The organism is Tsukamurella pseudospumae, from assembly GCF_001575205.1.
Classification (GTDB): domain Bacteria; phylum Actinomycetota; class Actinomycetes; order Mycobacteriales; family Mycobacteriaceae; genus Tsukamurella; species Tsukamurella pseudospumae.
On sequence record NZ_LSRE01000008.1, the window covers coordinates 91,438 to 113,337 of the forward strand.

Here is a 21,900-nt window from a genome sequence, read left to right on the forward strand (position 1 = left end):
GGCCTCGACTCTCTCGTTCGTGGGTTGTCAGTTGATCTCTGCGGGGACGGTGATGTCGCGCTTCTGGACCTTGCCGGTGGCGCCCTTGGGGAGCTCCGTCAGCAGCCAGATGTGGCGCGGGTACTTGTAGGCGGCCACGCGGTCCTTGACGTACTGGCGCAGCTCGTCGACGGTGGCCGTGGCGCCGGGCTTGAGGGCGATGGCCGCGCCGACCTCCTCACCCAGTTCGGCGTGCGGGATGCCGATCACGGCGGCCTCCGCGATCTCGGGGTGGCTGTAGAGCACCTCTTCGATCTCGCGCGGGTAGACGTTGAAGCCGCCGCGGATGATCATCTCCTTCTTGCGGTCGACGATCGAGAAGAAGCCGTCCTCGTCGACGATCCCGATGTCGCCGGTGGAGAACCAGCCGTCGGCGTCGATCGCGGCGGCCGTCGCCTCGGGCAGGTTCCAATAGCCCTTCATGACGTTGTGGCCGCGCACCTGGACCTCACCCCGCTCGCCCTGCGGCGACTCCCTGCCGGAGTCGTCCACGACGCGCATCTCGACGCCCTCGATGGGGGTGCCGATGGTGCCGGCCTTGCGCGGCTTGTCCGGGTGGTTGAAGCACGCGACCGGCGAGGTCTCCGACAGTCCGTAGCCCTCGAGGATCGCGGCGCCGAAGGCGTCCTCGAAGTCGGTGATGACCTGCAGGGGCAGCGCCGCGCCGCCGGAGGCGCAGACCTGCAGCGAGGAGACGTCGTCGCCGGGCTGCTTCGCAGCGACGAGCGCCGAGTACATCGTGGGCACGCCCTCGAAGATCGTGACCCGGTCGCGGGCGATCACCTCGAGTGCCTTGCGCGGATCGAACCGGGGGATCAGCGTCAGGGTGAGGCCGAAGCGGACGGCCGCGTTGAGCCCACAGGTGAGGCCGAAGACGTGGAACAGCGGCAGGCAACCCATCATCACGTCGCCGGGCTTCGCGTGGAACAGCGTGCGGCCGGCGATCTCGCAGTTGCGGCCGAGACCGTCGTGGGTGAGCTCGGCGCCCTTGGGCTTGCCCGTGGTCCCGGACGTGTGCAGGACGACCGCCGTGTCGGAGGGCTCGCGGGGCTCGACGGCCGGCGCGGGCCGCTGGTCCGCCAGTAGGGCTGCGAGGGCGGCGTCGTCACCGAAGTGGCAGGTGGCGCCGGCGGCCTTCGCCCCGGCTTCGGCGTCCTCGGCGAAGACCGGCGTGGCGAACAGTGCCTTGGCGGACGTGTTCGCCAGGTAGAACTCGACCTCGGCTGCCTTGAGCAGCGGATTCATCGGTACGGCCACCGCGCCGCGGCGCATGATCCCGTAGAAGACGATGGCGAAGGCCGGGGTGTTCGGCAGCATGATGCCCACCCGGTCCCCGGGCTCGATCCCCTGGTCCGCGAGATAGCCGGCGAACCGCGCCGAGGCATCGTCGAACTGCGCGTAGGTGTACGTCAGGTCGTCGCACTTGAGGGCGATCGTCGCAGGGTGGGCTGCCGCGGCGGCGGTGAGGTTCTCGGCGAGGTTCGTCATCGAGTGCTTCCTTCGTGTGGTGTCGTCTTCGTCCATTCCAGAGTGACCCCTCACACCCCACCGGGTCGATGGTGACGGAGACAGCCTTTCGCAGCCGTGGGTGTTACCGAGCACAATCACCCGTGCTGGGAATCCCGGCTCACTTCCCGAAGGGGGCCGCGCACGGCGCCGGAGCCGCGGCGCGGGCGGCCTGCGAGCTACCGCGGGAGCGGCGGGCGCCGCAGGTGGAAGTCGGTGACGCCCTGATAGGCGTGGCCCGCCTGGAGCACCAGTTGCTCGGCGAATTCGCCGCCGCAGAACTGGAAACCGAGCGGCGTTCCGCGGTCGGTGAACCCGCCGGGCAGGGTCAGCGAGGGCAGCCCGGCGATGTCGAGCGGTGCGGTCGGCACGAGCAAGCCAGCGAGCAGTTCCTCGTCGCTGCCCAGGTTCGCCATCTGCGCCAGCGTCGGCGAGGCGATGCCCGTGCCGGGGAGCAGCAGCAGGTCCACCGTCGCGAACAACCGCCGGCAGCGGCCGATGAAGTCCCGCCGCCATTCGAGCATCCCCTGGTACTCCACGCCGCTGATCCCCTGCCCGAGGGTGATCAGATCCCGCAGGTCCGGACCGTATTCGGCCTCGCGCCCCGGGAAGGTGTCGCGATGCTCGTAGGCGGTCTCGACGGCGCACAGGGGAGCCCAGTGCTGCGCCGCCGCCGCGAAGTCCGGGGTCTCGACCTCCACCACCAGGAAGCCCAGGTCCCGGACCGTCTCGACGACACCGTCGAGCATGGCGCGGGTGGGGGCGTCGAAGGTCTCGTTCAGGCGCGGGTCGACGCCGAGCCGTGGGACCCGGCGCAGCTCGATGTCGTGGAGGTAGTCCGGTACGGGCAGGATCGAGGTCGTCGGATCGTGCACGTCCTGGCCGGCGATGGCGCCGAGGATCGCGGCGCAGTCCTTCGCGCTGCGCGCCATCGGGCCGACGTGGTCCATGCTCGCGGCGAGCGCGGTGCTGCCGTGCCTGCTCACGCGGCCCCAGGTGGGCTTGAGCCCCGTCGTCCCGTTCGCGCTCGACGGTAGGCGGATCGACCCGCCCGTGTCCGTGCCCAGCGCGCCGAAGCACAGCCCGGCGACCGGCGCCACGCCCGAGCCGCTCGACGACGCCCCGGACCAGGTGTCGGGGTCCCAGGGGTTGACCGGTGTCGGCAGGTCCGGATGGTGGGCGGTGTAGGCACCCTCCGTCATCGTCAGCTTGCCCAGGATGACGGCGCCCGCTGTGCGGAGCCGCGCGACGACGGTGGCGTCGTGGTCCGCGCGGTGGCCGGCGTGCACGGTACTGCCGGAGCCGGTCGGCGCGTCCGTCGTGTAGAACAGGTCCTTCACCGCGAGCGGAACACCGTGCAGCGGACCGCGATACCGGCCGCAGGCCAGCTCGGCATCGGCCCGGGCCGCGGCGTCCAGCGCCGCCTCACGCCCGACGTGCGCGTAGCTGTGCAGGTCCGGATCGAGGGTCTGGATGCGGGCCAGCAGCGCCTCGGTCACCGCGGTGGAGGTGGTCCGCCCGGAGCGGATGAGCTCCGCGACGTCGGTCAGGTCGAGGAAGGCGAGATCGTCGGCATCGGGCATGGGAGAGTCCTCCGGATCGATGTGGCGCACGTCACGTGCGGCCCCCTCAGGCTGTCACATCACGCGGTGCGTCGATCTGTAAACGGACACGGGCGTCGACCTCGAACGCCAGGCACAGCTCGGCGACCTCGCGGGGCGCGTTGATCGATCGATCCGTGAGTTGCTCGATCCGGCGCAGGCGGTGGCGCACGGTGTTCGGGTGCACGAACAGCCCGGCCGAGGCGTCCTTGACATTGCCGTCGTGCGCGACCCACGCGCGGAAGGTCGCGAACAGCGGATCCCGATCCTCGGCGGGCAGCGCGTAGAGCCTGCGCAGCACCGCGCGGGCCAGGTCCACGGTGGTCTCGGGTGCGGCGATCGCCGCCGTGCCGAGGACGGAACCGTCGAACACCGACACTCCTGTGCCCGGCCCGACCAGTTCCCGCCGCGCGAAGTTCAACCCGTGCGGAGTGTCCCGGAGTTCGCTGAACGGCGCACTGACCCCGACACGGGCGGTCGCGATGCGGCGCAGCAGGTCGATCACGGCGGTCCGCACGGCGACGGTGGGCGCGTGCACGATGCCGATCTGCTGGTCGGGCAGCAGCCGCCACGCGGAGTAGACATCGATCGCTCGGAGCCGGTCGACGATGCCGGGCAGGGGCTGCTTGCCCACCTCCGTTGTCGCCGCAGCCACCGCGAGGTAGGGCCCCGTCGTGGGCAGACGCAGCAGCGTGGCGATCTCCCACAGGCTCTGATCGCTCGGGATACGCCCCTGCAGAAGGTGTTCGGCGAGGGCGGCGCGCTCGGCGGCGTCGTCGAGGGCCTGCTCGGTGGTCCGGTCTCGATGGGCCCCGGCCATCGCATCGACGAACTGGTCCTGCGCCTCCCACATGTGCTGCGCCGCGCTGAGGAGGGACTGCCGACTGAGGCCCGGTTGTGCCTCCGCGACAGCCATCACCTCCTGCCACATACGGTGCACGCCGATGCGGTAGGCGTGCATCACGGCGGCGAGGGGTACGCCGAGCTCGGCCCGGGAGCGACCGGTCGCCGCGGCGGGAGCGGTGTCGAACGACGAGGCCGTCAGCGCGTTCACCATGTACGTCAGGTTGTCCCGCACGGACTCGGTGATGAGTTCGTCGGAGACCGCGTCGGACGCCCCGTAGAAGGGGATGTCCGCGCGGATCGACCCGACGACGGCCACCGTCACCTCGCCCATCCGGGCGATCAGCGCCTCCCGGATCTGCGCGATCTCTGCATCACTCACACCTGTCGATTGTGCTGCCTCCCGCCGTCCGGCGTGCCCGATTCACCGCGCGTGGCACACCTCGGGCATCCGGACGTGCTCGAAGCCTCCGGCGACTCGACCTAGACTCCGGCTCATGGATCTGATCCGGCACCTGCGGTTCTTCGTGGCGGTCGCCGAGGAGCAGCACTTCGGGCGCGCCGCGGACCGGCTGGGCATCACCCAGCCGCCGGTCTCGGCGGGCCTCCGACGGCTGGAGGAGGCGCTGGGCGTCACGCTCATCGATCGCAGCCGACGGGGCGCCGACCTCACGCCGGCCGCCCGCGAACTGCTGCCACGGGCCCGCGTCATGGTGCGCGACGCGGACCGGTTCGTCGCGGAGGCGGCGCGACTCGGGGCCGGGGCCGGCGAGCGGCGCGTCGCGCTGTGCGACGCGCTCGGGTCCGCGGTCTCCGCCGTCTGCGCCGCGGCTCTCGCCCAGGCGGACGACGGTGCACCACTGACCCTCTCGGCGGGCCCGTCACCTCACCTCGCGCGGGCCGTCGGCGAGGACCTGCTCGACGTCGCAGTGGTCGAACACCCCGTACTGGGGGGCGGGGCACCGTCGGGTCCCGTGATCGCGCTGCCTCGGGACTTCCTGGTGCCGGACGGCTTCAGTGCGCCGCGGCTGCGCGATCTTTCAGCGCTCGCCGTCGCATTGCCACCCCGCGCGGCGAACCCGCCCGCGGCGGATCTGCTGCTGGACCGCCTGACCGCCCGCGGCATCACCTCGTCGGTGTTGATCGCCGAAACGGAGGCAGCGGCACTGGCAGCCGTCGCCGCGGGTCTCGCGTTCACCCCCGTACCCGCCGGCGGTGGGGCCCCAGCGGGTACCGAGCGCCGCTCCGCGAACGACTTCCCCCTGCGGGTCAAGGTTCTCGGGCACCGGGATCATCCGGACACGGCCCGTCTCGAGTCCGCGTTGTGGCGCGCGGGGCGGTCCCGGAAGTGACCGCGGGCGACGCGCGCGAGCGGATCGAGGCGGTCTTCGCGGACGCCGGGTGCAACGGTTGGTTGCACGCCCGGGTGATCGGCGACGGTGCCGAGCTGTCGGTGCGCGGCGGGCAACCGGTCGTGCCCGCGTCGGTCTACAAGGTCGTGTTACTGGTGGCCGCGGCGCGCGCCGTCGACGCGGGTCGGCTGGATCCGCGGGCCCGGGTCGTCGTCGATCCGGCGACCGCGACGCCCGGCCCCACCGGCCTTGCGGCGCTGTCGGATCCGGTGGAGATGAGCGTGCGCGACCTGCTCCGGTCCATGGTCGCAGTCTCGGACAACGCGGCCGCGGGCGTGGTGATGCGGCTCGTCGGTCTCGATGCCGTGCAGATGACCGCGCGCGACCTCCGGCTGAACGACACGCGGATCGTCGGCGGAGACGCGGAGATCCACGCCGCGATGATGGCCGAGACCGACACCCGGACGGTCGCCGAGGCGTTCGCGGCCCTTGCGGACGACGACCTCGCGCGTCCGGTGCGCGCCTACGACCCGTCGTTCGGCAGCGCCACGACGGCAACGGACATGACGGCACTTCTCGCCGCGGTGTGGTCCGACACCGCGGCCTCCGCGGAGCAGTGCGCGTTCGCCCGGTCCGCGCTGGGCGGTCAGGTCTTCCGCCACCGCGTGGCATCGGGCTTCGGTTCGGCGCCCTCGATCGCGGGCAAGACGGGGACCCTCGGCGCACTCCGGAACGAAGTGGCGGTCGTCGGCTACCCCGGTGAGCATCCCGTCGCGGTCGCGGTGTTCACCCACGCAGCGCGCAGCGACCCGAGCCTTCCACTCGTCGACGCGGCCATCGGGCGGGTGGCCGCGATCGCGGTCGATGCACTTCGCGTGCCCATCGACCTGTAGCGATATCGATCCGCTATCGCCCGGGAGCGTTTCGCACTTTGGTCGATATCACCGCGCGCAGGTTCACTGGTCGCCATGCGCCATTCCTCACGCCGGCACGCGCCGACCCGACCCGCCCGCGCACTGCCCGGCGTCGCCCTGGTGATCGCCGCCCTCGCGGGATCGCTCGTCGCGTGCTCGGAGGACGACGTGGTCACCAAGTTCGCGACCGCGGTGTCGGCGCGCGACGCGGCGCACGCCGGCAACCTCACGTCGGACCCGACCTCGGCGACCGAAGGGCTGCAGGCCACCTTCGACGGCATGGGCGACGCGAAGCCCACCGTCACCGTCGGCAAGGACGGTGAGGATCGAACTCTCACCTGGTCGTGGGCACTACCGCGCCAACACGGCGTCCGGTACACCACGAAGATCGCAGCCGGTGGCGGCAAGGTCACGTGGGCACCGACTCTGGTCCACCCCGACGCCGTCGCCGCGGGCTCGCGCCTGCGGTACGCCGACGAGAAGCCGTACACCACCAGGGTCGTGGATCGGAAGAATGCACCGCTCATGACCTGGCAGACGGTCACCGTCGTGAATCTCGCCCCGGAGAAGGCCGTGTCCGCGGCGGACGCGCTCGCCACGAAGCTCCGCACCGCCGACCCGTCGGTGACCGCCGCCGGACTCCGGAAGTCTGTGGCGGGCAAGGACTCCCCCACCGCCGTGATCTCACTGCGGGCCGACGACGCGAAGCGGGTCGGCCCGCTCACCGGGATCGACGGGGTGACGGTCCGTGAGGAGGGCCGCCTGTTGACCGCCTCGCCCGCGCTCCGCTCCCCGGTGATCCCGGGGTTGGAGGAGCGCTGGCGGCGGGACGTCGACGCTGCGGCCGGATCGTCGGTCACCGTCGTCGACCGCGACGGCGACCCGGTACGCCTCGTCGACACGTTTCCAGCGAAACAGATCCCGCCCGTTCGAACCACCGTGGACGCGGGATTGCAGCGCGCCGCGAACGCCGCGGTCGCGGGCGAGAAGCGCGCGACGATGCTCGTCGCGATCCGCCCGTCCACCGGCGGCATCCTCGCGGTCGCGCAGAACGCCGCCGCCGACACGCAGGGCCCCGTCGCACTGACCGGCCTGTACGCGCCCGGATCCACCTTCAAGACGATCACCACCGCCGCGGCGCTGGACGCGAAGATCACCACCCCGGACGCACAGCTCGCCTGCCCCGGTCGAGCGACCTTCGGCGACCGCACCATCCCCAACGAGAACGAATTCACCCTCGGCACAGTGCCTCTGCACACCGCCTTCGCCAAGTCCTGCAACACCACGATGGCGGGCCTGGGCACGAAGCTCGGCGACACCGCGCTCACCGACACCGCGAAACGTTTCGGCCTCGGCGTGGACTTCACCCTCCCCGGCATCACCACCGTGACCGGCTCGGTACCCGCCGCGCGCACGTCGGCCGAGCGCGTCGAGGAGTCCATCGGGCAGGGGCGGGTCACGGCCTCGCCCTTCGGGCTCGCCGTCGTGGAGGCCTCACTCGCCGCCCGCAGTACGGTCCGGCCCGCACTGTTCGACGGTGAACCCGCCCGCACGGACACCGAAGCCCTGCCCATCGACGCCGGCGTCGCCGCGGCGTTGCGCGCCGCGATGCGGGAAACAGTGACCGCGGGGACCGCGACCGCATTGCGCGACATCGAGGGCCTGGGAGGCAAGACGGGGACCGCGGAGTTCGGCGACAACACCCACGCGCACGGCTGGTTCGCCGGGATCGTGGGCGACCTGGCCTTCGCGACCCTGGTCGTCTCCGGCGAGAGCTCGGGCCCCGCCGTCGCGGTCAGCGGCGCCTTTCTTCGCGGCGCCGGCGGCGACCTGCCGTGACCGCGTGTGCAACCGCACATCACGTTGATACACTGAAACCAACATTCACTGTGAAGGGGTTTTCATGGCACACCGTCGCCCGCTCGGCCGCCGCGCGCTGGCCACCGGCCTCGCCTCGCTCGGCCTCATCTCGATGAGCCTCGTCTCGCCGATCGCCGTCGGCGCTGCGAACGCGCTCGAGCCCTGCCCGCCGGGGCAGATGCCCTTCTACAACGGCAAGAACTGCGCCATGCAGCTGTGCACGCCGCCGTACAACCCCACCTTCCCGCCGTGCACGATGCCCCTGCCCACGCCGACCCCGACCCCCGGGATCACCGGGCCGAGCGGAATCCCCGGCCAGCCCTTCTGACCGGGCCGGTAGGCTCGGCCCGATGTTCGTCAAGGTGTGTGGGCTGCGGACCGCCGAGACCGTGGCCTCCGCGGTGGCGGCGGGCGCTGACGCGGTCGGCTTCGTCTTCGCACCCGGCAGCGTCCGGCTGATCGACGCGGGCGCGGCCGCGCCGCTGGTCGCGGGAGTGCCCGAGAGCGTCGAGACGGTCGGGGTGTTCCGCGGTCAGCCGATCGACGAGGTGCTGCGCCTGGCCCGCGAGGCCGGGGTCGACACGATCCAGTTGCACGGCGACGAGCCCGACGACCACTTCGTGCGCGCCACGGCCGCGGGGTTCTCGACCATCCGCGCGATCTCCGCGGTCCGGTACACCGCCTCCGGGCACGCGGGCCCCGAGCGGCTGCTCATCGATGCGACGGTGCCCGGTTCGGGCGCCGCCTTCGACCCCGCGGACCTACCGGTTCCCCCGGACGCCGACTGGCTGCTCGCCGGCGGACTACGCCCCGACAACGTGGCCGCGCTCATCGCGGCGTTCGGGCCGTCCGGCGTGGACGTCTCCAGCGGCGTGGAGTCGGCGCCCGGCGTCAAGGATCCGGCCCTCATCCGCGCATTCCTCGCCGCCGCCAAGCCCTGACCTGCCGCTTCCCGCTCCGTCCGCCTCCCCTACAGGGGGTAGTATTCGGCGCATGCTCCGCCCCGCCCGCCCCGAAGCCACGATCCGTGGCGCCGCGGTGGGCGTGGTCTCCTTCGCCGCGAGTCTGACGGCGCACGCACTCGCCATGCGGGGCACCGGAGCGGCGATGCCGGGACACCACACGGGCGGCGCGATGCCGATGACGTCCGCACACGCCGGGCACTCGATGCCGCCGATGGCCTCGATGCCGGGCCACGACATGGGTGCCGCAGGGGCGCACGCGATGCACGACATGACGTCGACGGCGATGCCGGCTGGGGCACCGTCGGTCCCGATGACCGCAGTGCTCGTGCTGGCGCTCGCGTGCGCGGCGCTCGGGGCGCTCGCGGCCCGGCCGCGCACGACCAGCGCCGCCGGCGCAGCGGCGATGCTGCTCCTGGGCCAGGGCGCCGGCCACCTCGCACTCGGCCTCACGATGGGGCACCTCGCGCTGAGCCCCACCATGGCCGCTGCCCACCTCGCCGCAGCGATCGTGGCCGGCGCGGTGATCGCCGGAGCCGAGCACGCGCTGCGCACCGCCCTCGCCACACTCGCGCCCCTGGCAACGACGTGGCGGGAGCGGCCCGGCACCGTCGTCGCCCCGATCTGGACCTTCCGCGTCGCCCCGCTCCCCGTGCTCGCGCGGCACGGGGCGCTGCGCGCGCCGCCGCGCTGACATCACCTCCCTCTTCTCCGCCCGGATCGGCCCCGCCGCCCGGGCTTCCCGCGCGTACGCGCACAACTCTCGAGGTGACTCATGTCTGTGACCGAATCGGCGGCCGAGAACGCGCCGCCGACCCAGCCACCCCCAGCCGCCGGCCCGCCGGCGCGGCCGGGGTGGCGCGCCGCGATCCTGCGGCTGCACTTCTACGCGGGCCTTCTGGTCGGCCCGTTCCTGCTCATCGCGGCGATCAGCGGAGGGCTCTACGCCGCGGCGCCCACCGTCGAACGATTCGTCTACGCGGACCAGATCGTCGCCGCAACGGACGGTCCGGCACGGCCGCTGTCGGAGCAGGTCGCCGCAGCGCAGGCGACCCGTCCGGATCTCCCGGTCGCGGGGGTCCGCACGGGGGACGGCGCGGGCCGCACGACCCGCGTGCTGTTCGACGATCCCGCTCTCACGGCCGAGGGGCGCCAGCTCGCGGTGTACGTCGACCCCGCGTCGGCGCGGGTCCAGGGCGCGCTGCCGGTCTACGGCTCGGCCGAGGCCCTGCCGATCCGGTTCTGGATCGACAGGTTGCACGTCGATCTGCACCTCGGTGCCGTCGGCCGCTTCTACAGCGAGCTCGCGGCGTCGTGGCTCTGGGTGGTCGCCCTGGGCGGCCTGTTCCTGTGGTGGCGGCACCGTCGGGGGAACCCGAAGCGCATGCTGGCGTACCCGCGCGCTCAGAAGGGCCGGGGTGGCCGGATGAGCCGCCACGCAGCGATCGGCACATGGCTGCTGGTGGGCCTGCTGTTCTTCTCCGCGACTGGCCTGACCTGGTCGAAGTACGCGGGTGAGAACATCGGCCAGCTGCGAGCCGAGCTGGGCTGGGTCAAGCCGACCCTGTCCACCTCACTCACCGCGGGCGGCGCGAACACCGGCGGCGGCGAGCACGCCGACCACCAGATGCCCGCCGAGGTTCCGACCGTGTCGCCCGAGGTCGCCGCGCAGACCCGGGCCCGCAACATCGCGGTCCTGGACCGGGCCGTCACGGCCGCCGCGGAACGGGGCGTCGACGGTGCCGTCCAGGTCTCGATCCCGACGGATCCGTCCGTCGCGATCACTGTCGCGCAGACCCGGCAGCCGTGGCGGATGGGCGTCGATTCGGCGACGATCGACCCGTCGACGGGGCAGGTGGTGACCGTGCTCGCGTTCGCATCCTGGCCGCTGTTGGCGAAGGCGACGGAGCTGCTCATCAACACGCACATGGGCTGGCAGTTCGGTCTGCTCAATCAGATCGCGCTGATCGTGTTCGCGGCGCTGCTGGTGACCGTGATCGTGCGGGGCTACCTGATGTGGTGGCAGCGGCGACCGAAGCGGGGCGGGTTCCCGACACCGGCCGCCCGGGGCGCGATCCGGAAGGTCGAACCGTCGCACGCGATTCCGGCGATTCTGGGCATAGCGTTCCTGGGCTGGTTCCTCCCGGTGTTCGGTGTTTCGCTGCTCGCATTCGTCGTCCTCGACCTTGCGATAGGCGTGGCTAAGAGGGGTAGGGCTAACCTAAGAAATAGGGTCTGACCTGCGCAAAGGGTCGCCTTGCCTGCGTTGCGCGGCAGCTGGAACGGTTCTAGAGTCGTCCGTATGAAGCTGACGGATGCACTCGAAGAGAAGTTCAACGATCAGATCACGCTCGAGTTCGAGGCCTCGCTGGTCTACCGCCAGCTGGCCATCGAGATGGAGATCCGTGACCTGCCCGGTATCGCGGCGTGGCTGCGCCACCAGGCCGACGAGGAGATCGTCCACGCGAACAAGTGGATCGACCACCTCTCGGACCGCGACAACCACCCGAAGATCGGCGCCTCGGCGGCCCCGAAGGTGGACGTGACGACCGTCCTCGACGTGTTCGAGGTCGCGCTGGAGCACGAGCGTCGCGTGTCGGACTCGATCCGCGACCTCTACCGCGCCGCGAACGAGGACATCGACTCCAAGAGCCTCATCCAGTGGTTCGTCAACGAGCAGGTCGAGGAGGAGGCCACCGTCAGCGAGATCGTCGGTCGCCTCAAGCTCATCGACGGTGACGGCCCGGGCCTCCTGCGTCTCGACGAGGAGCTGGGCTCGCGCCCGACTCGCACCACCGAGGCCTGATCAGACCACTATTGCAGCCCGGGGAACGGGGCTCTCCGCATGCGGAGGGCCCCGTTTTTCGGTTGTCCATCTTGACCGCGCGTGCTAGTTTTTGACCATGGGGCCAGAAAATAAGTCGGACGGCCAGAGGTCGTTCATCGAGGAGGCGCGGCGCCGGCAGATCATCGCGGCGGCGGCCGAGGTCCTCGCCGACGAGGGGTACGGCCGCGCCACGTTGGCCCGCATCGCCCGACAGGCCGGGATCTCCAAGGGCGTCATCTCGTACCACTTCGACGGCAAGGACGACCTGATGCGACAGGTGGTGATCCACCTGTTCGTGGCCGGTGCCGAGTTCATGGGCCCCCGGCTCGCCGAGCAGCACACCGCCACCGACATCCTGCGCACCTACATCGCCACCAACCTCGAATACATCAAGGCGGAACGCCGTTTCCTGGGCGCCATGGTCGAAGTGGTCCTCAACCTCCGCAATCCGGACGGCACCCCCGCCTTCACTCCGAGTGACGGCGAGAAGGAGATGCTCGCTCCACTCGCCGAGATCCTGCGAGGCGGCCAGGAATCCGGCGAGTTCTCCACCGACTTCGACGCGATGATCATGGCGCGCCTGATCCGCGACGCGATCGACGGCGCGGCCGGCCACGCCGCCCGTGACCCCGAACTCGACCTCGACGCCCACGCGGAACAGATGGTCCGCGTCTTCCTCGCCGCGGTGCAGCCCTCGCCGCACGGATCCGCATCACTCGCACCATCGGAGGACACCGATGACTGAGACCACGCCCGCTCCTTCCGTCCACCCCACCCCCACGTCGCCCCCGCCCGTTGCGTGGGTCGCGATCGTGCCCGTCGTCGTACTCGGCGCGATCGCCGCCACGTTCGGCGCGAGCAAGTACCACCTGTTCGGCGACGAGCTGTACTTCATCGCAGTCGGACAGCATCTCTCCGTGAGCTACGCCGACCAGGGGCCGATCCTGCCCCTGCTGGCACTCCTCGGCAACGCCATGCCGGGCGATTCACTGGTACTGTTCCGCCTCCCGTCCGTTCTCATCACCCTCGTCGGGATCCTGTTGTCGGCCTTGCTCGCCCGCGAGTTCGGCGGCGGACGTCTCGCGCAGGGCCTCTCGGCGGGTGCGTACGCGACCTCGACCTTCCTACTGCTGCAGTCCTCCCTACTCGCCACCAACGCGATCGACACTCCACTGTGGGTGGCGGTCACCTGGCTGGTGGTGCGCTGGGTGCGCACGCGCCAGGACTGGCTCCTGTTCGCAGCGGGTGTGGTGACGGCCATCGACATGCAGGTCAAGTGGCTGATCCCGGTGTTCTGGGTGTGCGTGATCGCCGCCTCGCTGATCTGGGGGCCGCGCGAGCTCCTCCGGCGCCCCGCGCTGTGGGCGGGCGGCGCATTCACCGTGATCACGATGATCCCGGCGCTGATCTGGCAGGCTCGACACGGCTGGCCGTACCTGCAGCTCACGAGCCAGGTCGCGGAGGAGAGCCAGTACACCGGCGGACGATTGTTGTTCGTCCCGATCATGCTGCTACTCGCGGGAATCCTCGGCACACCGTTGCTGGTGTACGGGCTGTACGCGCTGTTCCGCTCGCCGGACCTTCGACCGTTCCGCTTCCTCGCCCCCGCGTTCGTGCTGCTGGTGGTCGTCTTCATCCTCACCGCGGGACGGCCCTACTACCCCGGCGGCATGCTGCCCGTGATCATCGCCGCGGGTGCCGTCGCCTTCGAACGGATCCGATGGCCGCGATTCCGATGGATAGCCGCGCCGCTGTCGGCGTTCGCCGTGGTCTTCGTGGTCGTGAGCCTGCCCTTCACCCCGGAATCGAAGATCGCAGAACCGAAGTCGGTCATGGAGGCCGGGATGCAGATCTCCGTGTACGGCCAGTTCGGTTGGCCCGAACTCACGCGGGCCGTGGAGGATTCGATCACCGCGCTGCCCGAATCCGAACGCCCTCAGGCGATCGTCACGAACTCCTACTGGCAGTCGGCGGCCCTGCAGTACTACGGAAAGGGCCTCCCCCCGGTGTACAGCCCGAGCCGCGGGTACGGCTATCTCGGGCAGCCCGACGATTCCGCGACGACCGTGCTCTGGGTCGTCGACTCCGACGCGGAGCAGCCGGGCGACATGTGCGAGACCTCGCGAACCCTCCGGTCGGTGCACCACCGCATCGGGATGCCCACCGCGTCGACCGGTGTCGACATCCGACTGTGTCATGCCCGCGCGCCCTGGTCGCAGCTGTGGCCGGACCTCCGGCGGATGTGATCGGCGCGCGGCTCAGACCAGCTGATCCAGAGCGATCTCGAACGCGGTGGCGGCCACCAGCGTCGAGCTCGCGGACCGGGCGTGGCAGCGCTCGAGCGCGGTGCCGATGGTGCGGGAGACGTCACCGAAGATCGACTCGTCGGAGACCTCGACCTCGCCCTCCATGAGCATCGCGAACGCGCGGGCCATGCCGCAGTTGGCGATGAAGTCGGGGATCACGGCAACCTGCTGATCGGCGTGCTCGTAGACGGGACCGTAGAAGATCTCGGGGTCGGCGAAGGGCACGTTCGCACCGCACGCGACCACCTCGAGGCCGGCGCCGATCATCGCGTCGACCTGCTCGCGGGTCACGAGACGCGATGCGGCACAGGGCAGGAAGACCTCGGCGCCGACCGACCAGATCCGCTCTGCGGCCTCGTCGAAGGTCAGCAGGTCGTCGGCCACCAGCTGGTTGCCCTGCTTGGCCAGGTACAGGTCGGTCACCTCGTCGGCGCTGATGCCCTCGGGCCGGACGATGCCGCCGTCACGGTCCAGGATCCCGACGATCCGCGCCCCGGCCTGCCCCGCGTAGTAGGCCGCCGCCGCACCGACATTGCCCCAGCCCTGCACGATCACGCGCTTGCCCTCGAGCGAGCCACCGTGCACGCGGTAGAAGTGGAGCACCGATTGCGCGACACCCCACCCCGTGATGAGGTCGGCCACGCTGTAGCGGCGGCCGTGGTCCGGCGTGAACCGAGGGTCCTCCACGATCTTCGCGACGCCGAGCCGCAGCTGCCCCACCCGCTGCACGTGATCGCGGCCGTCGGGAGCGAAGTGGCCGTTGACGACTACCTCCTGCGGGTGCCACAGGCCGAGGCTCTCGGTGATCGGGACGACCTCGAGCTTCTCGTCCACGTTGAGGTCGCCACCCGTGCCGTAGTACGCCTTGAGCAGCGGCGTGACGGCCGCGAACCAACGGCGCAGCACCTCGTCCTTGCGCGGATCGGTCGGATCGAAGTCGATGCCCGACTTGGCGCCACCGATCGCCGGGCCGGCGACGGTGAACTTGACCTCCATCGTCTTGGCGAGCGACTCGACCTCCCGGCGGTCCAGGCCCCGTCGCATCCGGGTACCGCCACCCGCGGCCCCGCCGCGCAGGGAATTGATGACGGTCCAGCCGCGGGCCGAGGTCTCGGGGTCGTGCCATTCGAAGACCACCTCGGGCGCCTTGGCTTCGAACCTGGTGAGCAGCTGCTTCATGTCGCTCCTGTGGGTCTGCGAGATCGGGTGTGAACGAGATCACTGTGCGACCGGATGACGGCTCCGGACAACCGATGCACGACTGACCGCGCAGAATGCCCATCCCATGTCGGACCCGCGATCGAGAACTGCGCAATCTGCTCAGCGGCCCGCGTCGAACGTGATCAACCGCGATAGCGGGGTGCTCTCGACACCGGCCGGGCGTCGAGCGTCCGCAACAGCGGCATCGCCCGGAAGGGCACGATCTCGGACAGCACGACGATGCTGATCGACCGCGCGACCAGCGGCGATCGCCCGATCCGGAGCAGCGTCTCCTGCAGTCCCCGATGCGAGTCGGCGGCCACGCGGCAGAGCACGTCACTGCCGCCGGTGGTGGCGAAAGCCTCGAGCACGTTCGGGATCCCTGCCAGTTCATCGGCGACGGCGCTCAGCTCGCCCTGGGCCGTCTCCAACTGCACGAAGCACTGGACACCGAAGCCGGCGGCCGCGACATCGAGGTGCGGCTGGTATCCGGCGATGACGCCCGCGTCCTCCAGCTTCTTCAGCCTGGCCTGCACGGTCGCGCGGGCCACGCCCACACGGCGCGAGGTCTCCAGCACGCCGATCTGCGGGTCGCGGTTCAGCGAGTCGAGCAGCGCGAAGTCGACATCGTCCAGTTTCACCGGTTCCTGCATGACGACATCCTTCCTAGTCGAAATGACTACATCAGTCGGTGTATCACCGGCGCATCACGGCAGTTTGAGCATTCGAAGCTGTCGATATTGCCACCGGGCCGCGCGCGGCCGATCGTCGTGATGCACGTTACATCCAGCCCGGAAGGTGAGCAGACCCATGACGCAGACCACCGCCCCGCAGTCCTCCCTCGAGCAGACGCTGACCGACGAGGAGAAGCTCGCGGGCCTCGGCGCCGACCAGCTGCAGCAGCTCGTCGGCCTCGTCTCCTACGACGCCACGCGCGACGACTTCCCCGTCAACGGCTGGGACTCGATCGTCTTCGTGGTGGGCAACGCCACCCAGACGGCGCACTACTACCAGTCGGTCTGGGGCATGGAGCTCATCGCCTACCGCGGCCCGGAGCAGGGCGAGCGCGACCACAAGTCCTACGTGCTCCGTTCGGGTTCCATCCGGTTCGTCGTCCAGGGCGCCGTCAGCCCGGACAGCCCGCTGATCGCGCACCACACCCGTCACGGCGACGGGGTCGTCGACATCGCGCTCGAGGTCCCGGACGTGGACCGGTGCATCGCCCACGCCCGGGCCTCCGGCGCGACGGTGCTCGAGGAGCCCCACGACGTGACCGACGAGCACGGCACGGTCCGGATCGGCGCGATCGCGACCTACGGGGAGACCCGGCACACGCTGGTGCAGCGCGTGGTCGACGGTGCGCGGTACCAGGGCGCGTACCTGCCCGGTTACGTTCCGGCCACCAGCACCTTCCGCAAGCGCGACGGTGCCCCCAAGCGGATCTTCCAGGCCCTGGACCACATCGTCGGCAATGTCGAGCTGGGCCGCATGGACGAGTGGGTCGGCTTCTACAACCGCGTCATGGGTTTCACCAACATGGCGGAGTTCATCGGCGACGACATCGCCACCGACTACTCGGCGCTCATGTCCAAGGTGGTGGCCAACGGCAACCACCGCGTGAAGTTCCCCCTCAACGAGCCCGCGATCGCGGCCAAGAAGTCGCAGATCGACGAGTACCTCGAGTTCTACGGCGGGCCGGGAGCGCAGCACCTCGCCGTCGCGACCAACGACATCCTCACCGCCGTGGACGCGCTGCGCGCGGAGGGAGTGGAGTTCCTCAACACCCCTGACGCCTACTACGACGACCCCGAGCTGCGCGCCCGGATCGGCGAGGTGCGGGTGCCCGTCGAGGAACTGCAGAAGCGCGGCATCCTGGTCGACCGCGACGAGGACGGCTACCTGCTGCAGATCTTCACGAAGCCGCTGGGCGACCGGCCCACCGTGTTCTTCGAGCTCATCGAGCGGCACGGCTCGCTCGGCTTCGGCAAGGGCAACTTCAAGGCCCTGTTCGAGGCCATCGAGCGCGAGCAGGACAGCCGCGGCAACCTCTGACGCGACACCACCACCAGGAGGGTTCCCATGGCCTACTACCGCAGCGTCGGCACGATTCCGCCCAAGCGCCACACCCAGTTCCGGCGAGAGGACGGCGAGCTCTACTACGAGGAGCTGGTCGGCGAGGAGGGCTTCTCGTCCGACTCCTCGCTGCTGTACCACCGCGGCATCCCGTCGGCGATCACCGCGGCCGAGCCCTGGGAGCCGAGCGACCTGAGCCTGACGCCCAACGCCCCACTGCTGCCCCGGCACCTGCGGCTGCACGACCTGTTCGACGACGCCGCGGCCTCCGCCGCGGACGTGGTGACCGGCCGGCGGCTGGTGCTGGGCAACGCCGACGTGCGGATCTCCTACGTGGTGGCGGGCGCACCGTCGCCCCTGTACCGCAACACGATCGGCGACGAATGCGTGTACATCGAGGACGGCGCCGGCACGGTCGAGACCGTCTTCGGTGCGCTCACCTTCCGCACCGGCGACTACGTGCTGATGCCCCGGGCCACCACCCACCGCTGGGTGCCGGCCGCGGGAACGACGGTGCGCGCCTACGCGATCGAGGCGTGCGGCGGGGGCGGCGGTCACATCGCCCCGCCCAAGCGGTACCTGTCGCGGTACGGGCAGCTGCTCGAGCACGCCCCGTTCTGCGAGCGGGACCTGCACGGACCGTCGGAGCCATTGCTGCGCGCGGGCACCGACGTCGAATTGCTGGTCAAGCACCGCGGCCCCGGCGGCGCGACCGGCACCCGGTACGTCCTGCCGACGCACCCGTTCGACGTGGTCGGTTGGGACGGCTGCCTGTACCCGTACACGTTCAACGTGGAGGACTTCGAGCCGATCACGGGCCGGGTGCACCAGCCGCCGCCCGTGCACCAGGTCTTCGAGGGACACAACTTCGTGGTCTGCAACTTCGTGCCGCGCAAGGTCGACTACCACCCGCTGTCGATCCCCGTGCCGTACTACCACTCCAACGTCGACTCCGACGAGGTGATGTTCTACGTGGCGGGCGACTACGAGGCGCGCAAGGGAACGGGCATCGGCCCGGGATCGATCTCGCTGCATCCGGGCGGCCACGCCCACGGCCCGCAGCCCGGCGCGATGGAGGGCAGCATCGGCCTGGAGCGGTTCGACGAGCTCGCCGTCATGGTCGACACCTTCGCGCCGCTGCAGCTGGGCGAGGGCGCCCGCGCCACGGACGACGGTGCCTACTACCGCAGTTGGTCACGGTGACCGCCCTGCTCGCCGGGTTCGTCGACGACGCGGGTCTGTTCCCGCCGACGGCGCTGCCGATGAGCGAGGCCCTGGCCCGGCACCGGCACGACCTCGCCGTGGGCGATCCGATGCTCACGCACCGGTTCCTCTGTCCCGCAGCGCGGATCGACGAACTGCGTGCGCACCTGGTCGAGGACGACCGGATCGCCGTGGGGATCATCGCATCCGCGGACGCACCGGACGGTGCCCTCGCCGCCGCGGCGGCCGCCGCCGACGCCGACCCCCGGACGCAGCTCGCGCTGGTCGAGATCGCCTGCGATCTCGCTGATCTCGACCCCGCGCTGGCAGCCGCCACTGCGTACGGCACCCCAGTTTTCGTCGAGGCCACCGAGCGCACCGAATCGCCGCGTTTCGCCGCGGTGCTCGCGGGACGCGGTGCTGGCCTGAAGATCCGGTGCGGCGGCGTGCGCGCCGACCTGTTCCCGGAACCCGCCGAGGTCGCGAACGCCCTGGTCTCCGCCGCTGCGGCAGGCGTGCCCGTCAAGGCGACCGCCGGCCTGCATCACGCCGTGCGGTACCGGGACCCGGCCACCGGGTTCGTGCACCACGGCTTCCTCAACCTGGTGGTCGCAGCGGCGCGCGCCGCCGCAGGAGCCGGGTCCGGTCCCGTGGCCGACGTCCTGTCCAGCGCCGACGGTGCCGCCCTCGCCGCCGAGGCCGCCGCCCTGACGCCCGACGGTGCCACCGCGGCCCGTCGCCTGCTCGTCTCGTACGGATCCTGCAGCACCACAACCCCGCCCACCGAAGCCGCCGATCTCGGACTCTCCCCCTCCGCTCTCGACACAGAAGGACAACGATCGTGACCACCACCTGGGCGCCCGTGCCCGCCGGCTCCGGCTTCGGCGTCGAGAACCTGCCCTACGGGGTCTTCCGCCCGGTCGACGGCGCCGCCCGCGTGGGCGTGCGTATCGGCGACCACGTGCTCGATCTCGCGGCCGCCCTCGGAGACCCCGTGTTCGCGACGCCGTCGCTGAACGGCCTCCTCGCCCGCGGCCGCACGGAGTGGAGCCGAGTGCGCGCCGAGATCGTCGCGCTGCTCACCGATCCCGCGCGCGAGACGGACGGAGCCGCGGCCCTGCATCCGCTGACGGAGGTGACGCTGCATCTCCCCTTCGAGGTCGCCGACTACGTCGACTTCTACGCCAGCGAGCACCACGCCACCAATCTGGGCCGCATGTTCCGCCCGGATTCCGCTGCGCTGCTGCCGAACTGGAAGCATCTGCCGGTCGGGTACCACGGTCGTGCGGGCACCGTCGTCCCCTCCGGGACGCCCGTCGTGCGGCCCGCCGGGCAGCGGAAGGCACCGTCGGACGACGCACCGGTGTTCGGTCCGTCCGGTCGCCTGGACATCGAGACCGAGCTGGGCTTCGTCGTGGGTGCGCCGACCACGCTCGGAAGCAGCATCGGCACGGGCGATTTCGCCGAGCACGTCTTCGGCGTGTGCGTGGTGAACGACTGGTCGGCGCGCGACATCCAGGCGTGGGAGTACGTGCCACTGGGCCCGTTCCTCGGCAAGAGCTTCGCAACCTCGATCTCGCCGTGGATCGTCCCGCTGGAGGCCCTGGAGGCCGCTCGCGTCGTGGTCCCCACGCAGGACCCCGTGCCGCTCCCCCACCTGCGGGAGATCGAGAAGTGGGGCCTGGACATCGTTTTCGAGGTCGAGCTCAACGGCGTGCAGATCTCCCGCCCGCCCTACGCGCAGATGTACTGGTCACCCGCGCAGATGCTGGCGCACATGACCAGCAACGGCGCGAGCCTGCGCACCGGCGACCTGTTCGCCTCCGGCACCGTCTCCGGCCCGGAGCGCGACCAGCGCGGCTCGCTCATCGAGCTCACCTGGAACGGCACCGAACCACTGCGTCTCGCCGACGGTTCCGAGCGCACCTTCCTCTCGGACGGCGACGTGGTCACCATCAGCGCCACAGCGCCCGGACCGAACGGCACCCGCATCGACCTCGGCGAGGTCACAGGCAGGATCGCACCCACCCCGAGCTGACGGCGGACCGTCGAAACCCGGAAGCACCGGCCGGGCCGATCGGGTGCGGGAAGGCATCCGCACCCGTTCCGCACGTACGCACCCGGCATACCGGGTGCGCTCGGGTGTTTCGGGTGCGGATAGCCTTCCGCACCCGAATCGCCCGAGGTCTAGACCAGCAGTTCCGCGATCTGCACCGTGTTCAGCGCAGCGCCCTTGCGCAGGTTGTCACCGCTGATGAACAACGCCAGGCCACGTCCCTCGGGCACGCCCGGATCCTGGCGGATGCGGCCGACGAGCGAGTCGTCGGCGCCCGCGGCGGCCAACGGGGTGGGCACGTCGACGAGCTTGACGCCCGGCGCGGATGCGAGCAGCTCCTGCGCCCGCGCGACCGACAGCGGCGAGGCGAACTCGGCGTTGATCGACAGCGAGTGGCCGGTGAGCACGGGCACGCGCACGCATGTTCCGCTGACCAACAGGTCGGGAAGGCCCAGGATCTTGCGCGACTCGTTGCGCAGCTTCTGATCCTCGTCGGTCTCGCCCGAGCCGTCGTCCACGATCGCGCCGGCCAGGGGCAGCACGTTGAAGGCGATCGGCGCGACGTACTTGTTCGGCGCCGGGAACGTCACGGCGGAACCGTCGTGCACCAGCTTCTCGGCCTCCGGCTCGACGGCGCGCACCTGGGAGACGAGCTCCTCCACGCCGGCCAGGCCCGAACCGGACACGGCCTGGTACGAGGAGACGATCAGCCGCTGCAGGCCGGCCTCGTCGTGCAGCACCTTGAGCACCGGCATCGCGGCCATCGTGGTGCAGTTCGGGTTGGCGATGATGCCCTTCTTGAGGTCGCGGACCTGCTCGGGATTCACCTCCGAGACCACCAGCGGCACGTCCGGATCCTTGCGGAAGGCGCTCGAGTTGTCGATCACGGTGACACCGGCGGCGGCGAACCGCGGCGCCTGGACGCGGGACATCGTCGCACCTGCGCTGAACAGCGCGATGTCGAGGCCCGCGGGGTCTGCGGTCTCGGCGTCCTCGACGACGATCTCGCGGTCGCCGAAGGGCAGCGTCCTACCCGCGGACCGCGAGGACGCGAAGAACCGCACCTCGTCGGCCGGGAAGTTCCGGTCCAGCAGCAGCTGACGCATGACGGCGCCCACCTGGCCGGTGGCGCCGACGACTCCTACACGCACACCCATG

20 protein-coding genes are annotated in these 21,900 nt (G+C 70.8%); 14 read left to right on the forward strand and 6 right to left on the reverse strand.

The annotated features are described in order from the left end of the window. Positions 1–27: 27 nt before the first annotated feature. The 3 genes from AXK61_RS05710 to AXK61_RS05720 all read right to left on the reverse strand — a co-directional run bounded on the left by AXK61_RS05710 (position 28) and on the right by AXK61_RS05720 (position 4,371). Complete coding sequence (locus tag AXK61_RS05710) at positions 28–1,527, reverse strand: long-chain-fatty-acid--CoA ligase (protein WP_068744222.1); 1,500 nt, start codon at positions 1,525–1,527, stop codon at positions 28–30. Positions 1,528–1,724: 197 nt separating this feature from the next. Then, a complete protein-coding gene (locus AXK61_RS05715; RefSeq protein WP_068571374.1) occupies positions 1,725–3,128 on the reverse strand; it encodes an amidase in 1,404 nt (467 codons plus the stop codon). 46 nt (positions 3,129–3,174) lie between these two features. After that, on the reverse strand, positions 3,175–4,371 hold the full coding sequence (locus AXK61_RS05720) for a PucR family transcriptional regulator (protein ID WP_231855444.1): 1,197 nt from the start codon (positions 4,369–4,371) through the stop codon (positions 3,175–3,177). A gap of 115 nt (positions 4,372–4,486) precedes the next feature. On the opposite strand from AXK61_RS05720, the gene AXK61_RS25870 reads away from it, so the two are divergent. The 10 genes from AXK61_RS25870 (at position 4,487) to AXK61_RS05770 (ending at position 14,150) form a co-directional block, all read left to right on the forward strand. Next, complete coding sequence (locus AXK61_RS25870; protein ID WP_068571376.1) at positions 4,487–5,341, forward strand: LysR family transcriptional regulator; 855 nt, start codon at positions 4,487–4,489, stop codon at positions 5,339–5,341. Continuing rightward, a complete protein-coding gene (locus AXK61_RS05730) occupies positions 5,338–6,234 on the forward strand; it encodes a serine hydrolase (RefSeq protein ID WP_068571532.1) in 897 nt (298 codons plus the stop codon). The genes AXK61_RS25870 and AXK61_RS05730 overlap by 4 nt, the downstream gene beginning before the upstream one ends. A gap of 75 nt (positions 6,235–6,309) precedes the next feature. Further along, positions 6,310–8,094 carry a penicillin-binding transpeptidase domain-containing protein gene (locus AXK61_RS05735; RefSeq protein WP_068571377.1) on the forward strand — a complete coding sequence of 595 codons (1,785 nt, stop codon included), beginning with the start codon at positions 6,310–6,312 and terminating at the stop codon, positions 8,092–8,094. A gap of 64 nt (positions 8,095–8,158) precedes the next feature. Continuing rightward, positions 8,159–8,443, forward strand: coding sequence for a hypothetical protein (locus AXK61_RS05740; protein WP_068571378.1), 285 nt, complete (start codon positions 8,159–8,161; stop codon positions 8,441–8,443). A 22-nt stretch (positions 8,444–8,465) separates the two neighbouring features. Further along, positions 8,466–9,056, forward strand: coding sequence for a phosphoribosylanthranilate isomerase (locus AXK61_RS05745; protein ID WP_068571379.1), 591 nt, complete (start codon positions 8,466–8,468; stop codon positions 9,054–9,056). A gap of 52 nt (positions 9,057–9,108) precedes the next feature. Further along, complete coding sequence (locus AXK61_RS05750) at positions 9,109–9,771, forward strand: hypothetical protein (RefSeq protein ID WP_139057907.1); 663 nt, start codon at positions 9,109–9,111, stop codon at positions 9,769–9,771. Positions 9,772–9,852: 81 nt separating this feature from the next. Further along, positions 9,853–11,316: a PepSY-associated TM helix domain-containing protein gene (locus AXK61_RS05755; RefSeq protein WP_068571381.1), complete on the forward strand. Its 1,464-nt coding sequence runs from the start codon at positions 9,853–9,855 to the stop codon at positions 11,314–11,316. A 63-nt stretch (positions 11,317–11,379) separates the two neighbouring features. Then, positions 11,380–11,883: a ferritin gene (locus AXK61_RS05760; protein WP_068571382.1), complete on the forward strand. Its 504-nt coding sequence runs from the start codon at positions 11,380–11,382 to the stop codon at positions 11,881–11,883. 97 nt (positions 11,884–11,980) lie between these two features. Then, the gene (locus AXK61_RS05765; RefSeq protein WP_068571383.1) at positions 11,981–12,649 is read left to right on the forward strand and encodes a TetR/AcrR family transcriptional regulator; all 669 of its coding nucleotides are present in this window, start codon (positions 11,981–11,983) and stop codon (positions 12,647–12,649) included. Further along, on the forward strand, positions 12,642–14,150 hold the full coding sequence (locus AXK61_RS05770) for an ArnT family glycosyltransferase (protein ID WP_068744224.1): 1,509 nt from the start codon (positions 12,642–12,644) through the stop codon (positions 14,148–14,150). Before AXK61_RS05765 ends, AXK61_RS05770 begins: the two co-directional genes overlap by 8 nt. A 12-nt stretch (positions 14,151–14,162) precedes the next feature. Here AXK61_RS05770 and AXK61_RS05775 read toward each other — a convergent pair whose 3' ends face one another. Together AXK61_RS05775 and AXK61_RS05780 are read right to left on the reverse strand one after the other, a co-directional pair. Continuing rightward, a complete protein-coding gene (locus AXK61_RS05775) occupies positions 14,163–15,389 on the reverse strand; it encodes a Glu/Leu/Phe/Val dehydrogenase dimerization domain-containing protein (RefSeq protein WP_068744226.1) in 1,227 nt (408 codons plus the stop codon). 164 nt (positions 15,390–15,553) lie between these two features. Next, positions 15,554–16,063, reverse strand: coding sequence for an Lrp/AsnC family transcriptional regulator (locus AXK61_RS05780; RefSeq protein ID WP_068571386.1), 510 nt, complete (start codon positions 16,061–16,063; stop codon positions 15,554–15,556). Between the two features lie 157 nt (positions 16,064–16,220). Here AXK61_RS05780 and hppD point away from each other — a divergent pair, with 157 nt between their 5' ends. From hppD to fahA, 4 genes are read left to right on the forward strand one after another with little or no spacing between them, the layout of a single operon-like run. Beyond that, the gene (gene hppD, locus AXK61_RS05785; RefSeq protein WP_068571387.1) at positions 16,221–17,462 is read left to right on the forward strand and encodes a 4-hydroxyphenylpyruvate dioxygenase; all 1,242 of its coding nucleotides are present in this window, start codon (positions 16,221–16,223) and stop codon (positions 17,460–17,462) included. A 27-nt stretch (positions 17,463–17,489) separates the two neighbouring features. Then, a complete protein-coding gene (locus tag AXK61_RS05790) occupies positions 17,490–18,686 on the forward strand; it encodes a homogentisate 1,2-dioxygenase (RefSeq protein ID WP_068744227.1) in 1,197 nt (398 codons plus the stop codon). After that, positions 18,683–19,531, forward strand: coding sequence for a hypothetical protein (locus tag AXK61_RS05795; RefSeq protein ID WP_068571389.1), 849 nt, complete (start codon positions 18,683–18,685; stop codon positions 19,529–19,531). The genes AXK61_RS05790 and AXK61_RS05795 overlap by 4 nt, the downstream gene beginning before the upstream one ends. Then, a complete protein-coding gene (gene fahA / locus AXK61_RS05800; protein WP_068571390.1) occupies positions 19,528–20,724 on the forward strand; it encodes a fumarylacetoacetase in 1,197 nt (398 codons plus the stop codon). The genes AXK61_RS05795 and fahA overlap by 4 nt, the downstream gene beginning before the upstream one ends. A gap of 149 nt (positions 20,725–20,873) precedes the next feature. On the opposite strand, the gene AXK61_RS05805 is transcribed toward fahA, so the two are convergent. After that, positions 20,874–21,899 (reverse strand): aspartate-semialdehyde dehydrogenase, encoded by a 1,026-nt coding sequence (locus tag AXK61_RS05805; RefSeq protein WP_068571391.1) that lies wholly within the window; start codon positions 21,897–21,899, stop codon positions 20,874–20,876. Position 21,900: the final 1 nt, after the last annotated feature.

Coding starts and splice junctions, on each gene's coding strand:
- AXK61_RS05735 (WP_068571377.1), top strand. CDS start 6,310: ATGCGCCATTCCTCACGCCGGCACGCGCCGACCCGACCCGCCCGCGCA.
- AXK61_RS05780 (WP_068571386.1), bottom strand. CDS start 16,063: ATGCAGGAACCGGTGAAACTGGACGATGTCGACTTCGCGCTGCTCGAC.
- AXK61_RS05715 (WP_068571374.1), bottom strand. CDS start 3,128: ATGCCCGATGCCGACGATCTCGCCTTCCTCGACCTGACCGACGTCGCG.
- AXK61_RS05745 (WP_068571379.1), top strand. CDS start 8,466: ATGTTCGTCAAGGTGTGTGGGCTGCGGACCGCCGAGACCGTGGCCTCC.
- AXK61_RS05775 (WP_068744226.1), bottom strand. CDS start 15,389: ATGAAGCAGCTGCTCACCAGGTTCGAAGCCAAGGCGCCCGAGGTGGTC.
- AXK61_RS05790 (WP_068744227.1), top strand. CDS start 17,490: ATGGCCTACTACCGCAGCGTCGGCACGATTCCGCCCAAGCGCCACACC.
- AXK61_RS05710 (WP_068744222.1), bottom strand. CDS start 1,527: ATGACGAACCTCGCCGAGAACCTCACCGCCGCCGCGGCAGCCCACCCT.
- AXK61_RS05760 (WP_068571382.1), top strand. CDS start 11,380: ATGAAGCTGACGGATGCACTCGAAGAGAAGTTCAACGATCAGATCACG.
- AXK61_RS05755 (WP_068571381.1), top strand. CDS start 9,853: ATGTCTGTGACCGAATCGGCGGCCGAGAACGCGCCGCCGACCCAGCCA.
- AXK61_RS05765 (WP_068571383.1), top strand. CDS start 11,981: ATGGGGCCAGAAAATAAGTCGGACGGCCAGAGGTCGTTCATCGAGGAG.
- AXK61_RS05750 (WP_139057907.1), top strand. CDS start 9,109: ATGCTCCGCCCCGCCCGCCCCGAAGCCACGATCCGTGGCGCCGCGGTG.
- AXK61_RS25870 (WP_068571376.1), top strand. CDS start 4,487: ATGGATCTGATCCGGCACCTGCGGTTCTTCGTGGCGGTCGCCGAGGAG.
- AXK61_RS05740 (WP_068571378.1), top strand. CDS start 8,159: ATGGCACACCGTCGCCCGCTCGGCCGCCGCGCGCTGGCCACCGGCCTC.
- AXK61_RS05770 (WP_068744224.1), top strand. CDS start 12,642: ATGACTGAGACCACGCCCGCTCCTTCCGTCCACCCCACCCCCACGTCG.
- hppD (WP_068571387.1), top strand. CDS start 16,221: ATGACGCAGACCACCGCCCCGCAGTCCTCCCTCGAGCAGACGCTGACC.
- AXK61_RS05805 (WP_068571391.1), bottom strand. CDS start 21,899: ATGGGTGTGCGTGTAGGAGTCGTCGGCGCCACCGGCCAGGTGGGCGCC.